The organism is Brevundimonas sp. (assembly GCF_031082345.1).
Taxonomy (GTDB): Bacteria; Pseudomonadota; Alphaproteobacteria; order Caulobacterales; family Caulobacteraceae; genus Brevundimonas.
In genome coordinates this window covers 1-4,096 of sequence record NZ_JAVHLH010000251.1, presented here as the reverse complement: position 1 = coordinate 4,096, position 4,096 = coordinate 1, and the positions used below count along the sequence as shown (strand labels likewise).

7 protein-coding genes are annotated in these 4,096 nt (G+C 69.9%); 4 read left to right on the top strand and 3 right to left on the bottom strand.

Going from position 1 to position 4,096, the window contains the following annotated elements; genetic code table 11:
- Positions 1 to 108 precede the first annotated feature (108 nt).
- Positions 109 to 708, bottom strand: coding sequence for a glutathione S-transferase family protein (locus RDU12_RS13385; RefSeq protein ID WP_308685101.1), 600 nt, complete (start codon positions 706 to 708; stop codon positions 109 to 111).
- Between the two features lie 219 nt (positions 709 to 927).
- Here RDU12_RS13385 and RDU12_RS13380 point away from each other — a divergent pair, with 219 nt between their 5' ends.
- On the top strand, positions 928 to 1,536 hold the full coding sequence (locus RDU12_RS13380; protein WP_300292196.1) for a 3D domain-containing protein: 609 nt from the start codon (positions 928 to 930) through the stop codon (positions 1,534 to 1,536).
- A gap of 73 nt (positions 1,537 to 1,609) precedes the next feature.
- Positions 1,610 to 2,302: a hypothetical protein gene (locus RDU12_RS13375; RefSeq protein WP_300292198.1), complete on the top strand. Its 693-nt coding sequence runs from the start codon at positions 1,610 to 1,612 to the stop codon at positions 2,300 to 2,302.
- Here RDU12_RS13375 and RDU12_RS13370 read toward each other — a convergent pair.
- On the bottom strand, positions 2,299 to 2,622 hold the full coding sequence (locus RDU12_RS13370) for an Mpo1-like protein (protein ID WP_300292199.1): 324 nt from the start codon (positions 2,620 to 2,622) through the stop codon (positions 2,299 to 2,301). The two genes, RDU12_RS13375 and RDU12_RS13370, sit on opposite strands and share 4 nt — an antisense overlap.
- 38 nt (positions 2,623 to 2,660) lie before the next feature.
- Positions 2,661 to 3,218, bottom strand: a complete 558-nt coding sequence (locus RDU12_RS13365; protein ID WP_300292201.1) for a hypothetical protein — start codon at positions 3,216 to 3,218, stop codon at positions 2,661 to 2,663.
- 134 nt (positions 3,219 to 3,352) lie between these two features.
- Here RDU12_RS13365 and RDU12_RS13360 point away from each other — a divergent pair, with 134 nt between their 5' ends.
- Positions 3,353 to 3,562 (top strand): flagellar hook protein FlgE, encoded by a 210-nt coding sequence (locus RDU12_RS13360; RefSeq protein WP_300292203.1) that lies wholly within the window; start codon positions 3,353 to 3,355, stop codon positions 3,560 to 3,562.
- A gap of 141 nt (positions 3,563 to 3,703) precedes the next feature.
- Positions 3,704 to 4,054 carry a DUF1428 domain-containing protein gene (locus tag RDU12_RS13355; protein ID WP_300292205.1) on the top strand — a complete coding sequence of 117 codons (351 nt, stop codon included), beginning with the start codon at positions 3,704 to 3,706 and terminating at the stop codon, positions 4,052 to 4,054.
- Positions 4,055 to 4,096 lie beyond the last annotated feature (42 nt).

Sequence of the window (4,096 nt, the reverse complement as noted above, 5' to 3'; positions counted from 1 at the left end):
TCAATCCTACCCCGAAGCGTAGCGACAGGGGGAGGGGGCGACGGCAACCGACGGCGGCCGGGGCAAGCCCCCTCCACCGCCGGTCCGGCGGTCCCCCTCCCCCTGTCGCTACGCTTCGGGGTAGGATTGAATCCCGAACACCCCCTCCACCCGACCGATCCACCGCCGGATCGCCGGAAACGGCTCGAGCTCGAACCCGCCCTCGGGCGCCATCCGGGTGTAGGCGACCAGCGCCAGGTCGGCGAGCGTCGGCCCCGCCCCGACCAGCCAGTCCGCCCCGGCCAGCGCCGCCTCCATCCGCTCCAGCGCCGCCCGACCGCGCTCCATCAGCCGCGGCTCGATCTCGTCCGCCGCCTTGCCGAGGAAGGTCCGCTGGAACCGGGCCACGGCGATATACGGCTCGTGGCTGTACTGTTCCCAGAACAGCCACTCGTACATCCTGGCCCGGTCCCACGGGTCGGTCGGGACGAAGGGCGTGCCCTCGCCGAAGAAGCCGAGGATCGCGTTCGACTGCGCCAGCGTACGGCCGTCGGCGAGCACCACCGCCGGAACCTGTCCGGCCGGGTTCAGGGCCAAAAATTCTGTGGATCGCGTCGTCCCCGCCATGACGTCGGTTTCGACCCAGCGATAATCATGCCCGAGCCTGTCGAGCAACCACTTGACCTTCAAACAGTTGCCGGAACGAATATCCCCATGGACAGTAAGCATCGCGCCCCAGCAAAGTGTTTCTGATCTGCGAATACAGCTTACAGGTTTGGCGGCGTTGGCCAAACGAGATTCCGTTCGTCCCTCACAAGCCGCACTTATCCACCGCTCGACCTGACAGGAGGTCGCAGTCCGAGCCCCACGTCTGGCTTTTGCCGCATTCGTGATCGAAAAGCGCGTCGCCGGACGCGTCAGGGGCCGGTGTTCTCGTGAGTCGAATTGATGCTCGGCACCGCCGCTGCGCTCGCCCTCGTCTGGGCGATGGCCTTCCCCGCCCATGCGGCGATCGAGGCCGATCCCGTTTCCTATGAAGCCGCGGTCGCGACCGGTCTGGGCGAGGAATCAACGGGGTCGGTCAACGAAGGTTCCGACAGCGGCGTCGCCCTGACCCCCGAGCAGCAGGCCCTGATGGCGGAAGCCGCCGACTGGACCGCCCGCGTCAATCTCTACCATGCCGGCGGCGGCGGAGCGACGGGCAACGACAGCCTCGGCTGCCGCCCGATCCCGATGCGCACCATGGCCGTCGACCCGCGCTACATCCCCAGACGCACCCGCCTGTTCATCCCCGAGACGGTCGGCATGCGGATGTCTGACGGCACCATCCACGACGGCTACTGGTACGCCTCCGACACCGGCGGCGCGATCAAGGGTCAGAAGATCGACTTCTACACCGGCCACGGCCGCGGCTCGATGTCGCCGGCCATGCCGCTGAACCAGCGCCGCGTGACCCTGATCGACGCCGGCCGTTTCGACGGCTGCCCGCCGTCGTGGGACCGGGTGCCGAGCCAGACCCTGATGGCCTCGGCCGCCGCCAACGTCGGCTCCAACTAGGCCCTTGGCCTAACGACGTATTGCGAAACCGGCGCGGCGAGGGCACCCTCCCCCGATCTCTCGGGAGGGGACCATGAAAGCCGTCATCGCCATCGTCGCCGCCGCCCTGTGCCTGGCGCCCGCCGCCGTCGCCCAGGACGCCGGGGTTCCCTTCAGGGATCGCACCGAGCGCGTGTCGCTCGAGGGTCGACGCGGCCCCAGCCTGTTCCGCCCCGGCTTCGCCATCGGCGAATACGTCGGCTCGTCGTCGGCGCGGTCCTCGGGCACGGCCATGCCCTTCCGGCGCAGCGCCCACGCCCGGACCTCCCTGAGCCTGACCGCCCCCTCCCTGCCGGGCGAGATCGAGGCCGAGTGCGAGGGCGGCGAGGCGCGCACCCAGATCCTCGGCATCACCTTCGAACGGGCCGACCTCGCCTACAACTGCGCCTTCTCCGGCGCCGCGCCGGCGGACGCCGCCTTCACCCTCGCGCTCAGCCGGCACGGCAATTGGCTGCAGCGGATGCAGCAGCCGCAACGGGCGGGCGAGCTGCGCTGGAACGGTCAGGTCTATCGGGCCGAGACCCGCTACGTCGAAGGCCTGCCGTGGGGCGGCGGCAATGTGCTGGGCTATGTGTTCAGCCGCGACGGCGTCGACATCGGCGGCGTGGCCCTCAGCGGCATGAGGCCGACCTTCTACCTGCCGCCCGCCGGCTCCGCCGACCGCGACGCGGCCGCCCTGCTGGGCGCCATCCTGTTCACCTTCCAGGATCCGGGCCGGCCGGGCTAGAATTTCCGCTTGCCGCTCACCGTCTCGAAGAACATCCGCCAGTCGCCCATCAGGCTCCACAGCGGATAGCGGAACGTCGCCGGCCGGTTCTTCTCGAAGAAGAAATGCCCGACCCAGGCGAAGCCGTAGCCGATCACGGGCATGGCCAGCAGCCACCACGGGTTCAGCGTCACGACCGCCACGGCCAGCGCGACCAGCACCAGCGCCGACCCGACCACATGGATGCGCCGGCACGTCCGGTTGGAGTGCTCGTGGATATAGTGCGGATAGAAGGCCGCGAAACTCTGGAAGCGTCCGCCCGCCGGCTCCTGCGTGCTCATGGCCCGACGATGACTCCGCGGCCCGCCGGCGGCAAGCCTCAGGTCTCCTCCACCGGCTCCGGTCCCAGCAGCCGCCGCACCAACGGCCAGACCCGGACCACCGCCGAGGCGAAGCCCACCGCCGTCGACACCCACTGGAACGCCGTCCACACCCAGCCGAACAGGTCCCCGCCCCCGACCCACTGGCTGATCGGGAACAGCACCCGCGCCACCCCGATCTGGAAGGCCGCATAGACCTGCGAATATTCGATCGAGCGGTCGGCGAAGAAGGCGATGGCCACCGCCGCCGAGACCGGCGCCCACAGCAGCGGCAGCGCCAGCAGCGCCGCCAGCCCCAGCACCACCAGCTTGGTCCCCAGCGTCTCGCCCGAGGCCAGGCTGGCCACGACCCCCGCCCCCAGCGCCAGGGCGACCAGCAACAGCCCCGCCGGCAGCACCAGGTCGACCGCCGTCATCAGCTCCGCGAACCACAGCCCCGCCAGGATCGCCAGCCCCGACAGCAGGAACCCCGCCACCCACACGGCCGCATACTGCCCGAGGCGACGCTTCAGATGGGCGAGGCTGACCATGGCGACGGTTCCGTTCGCGGGATCCACGCCCCCAGCCAACCATGTCCGGCCCGCCCTGTCGATTCAGCGAACACCGCTTTCCCGCCCCGTTCACCCTGTTCGTCAGCCTCCCGTTCAGCCCGCCGCGTCATCCTCCCCCCAGGTCCACGGGAGACGCCGCCATGCAGGCTCACGCCATCGCCGCCGCCGGCATCGCAGCCGCCACGGCCCGTTTCGAGGCCAGCGCCCGCCGCACCGCCGCCGACCCCCTCGCCGACCTCGCCGGCGAGACCGTCGAGCGCATGGGCGCCGAACTGGCCCTCAAGGCCAATGTCTCGGTGCTGAAGACCGCCGACGAAATGACCGGGACGCTGCTGGACATGCTGGCCTAGGGTCGAGGGGCGAGGGTCGAGGGGAAGCGCGGCCCGCGCCTGTCGCCTGTCGCCTATTGCCTGATCCCGCCGGGTGAGCCCTAATCCTCGCCCCTCGCCCCTCGCCCCTGGCCCCTGGCCCCTAGCAGCGGAGCATGCGTCATGACCTACATCACCGGCTTCCTCATCCCCGTCAAAACCGCCGACAAGGACCGCTACCTCGAGTCCGCCCGCAAATCCTGGCCGCTGTTCCAGAAATACGGCTGCCTCGAGCAGGTCGAGACCTGGGGCGAGGACATCCCCGAGGGCGAAACCACCAGCTTCCCCCGCGCCGTGAAGCGGGAGCCCGGCGAGGCGGTGGTCTTCTCATGGCTGCGCTGGCCCGACCGCGCCACCGCCGACAAATGCTTCGCCGAGATGATGAACGATCCCGACTTCGACGGCATGGACATGCCCTTCGACGGCAAGCGCATGATGTGGGCCGGCTTCGACCCGATCTTCGAGGGGAAGTAAGACAGTCCCCTTCTCCCTCCCCGCCCCGGGGTGGAGGAGAGG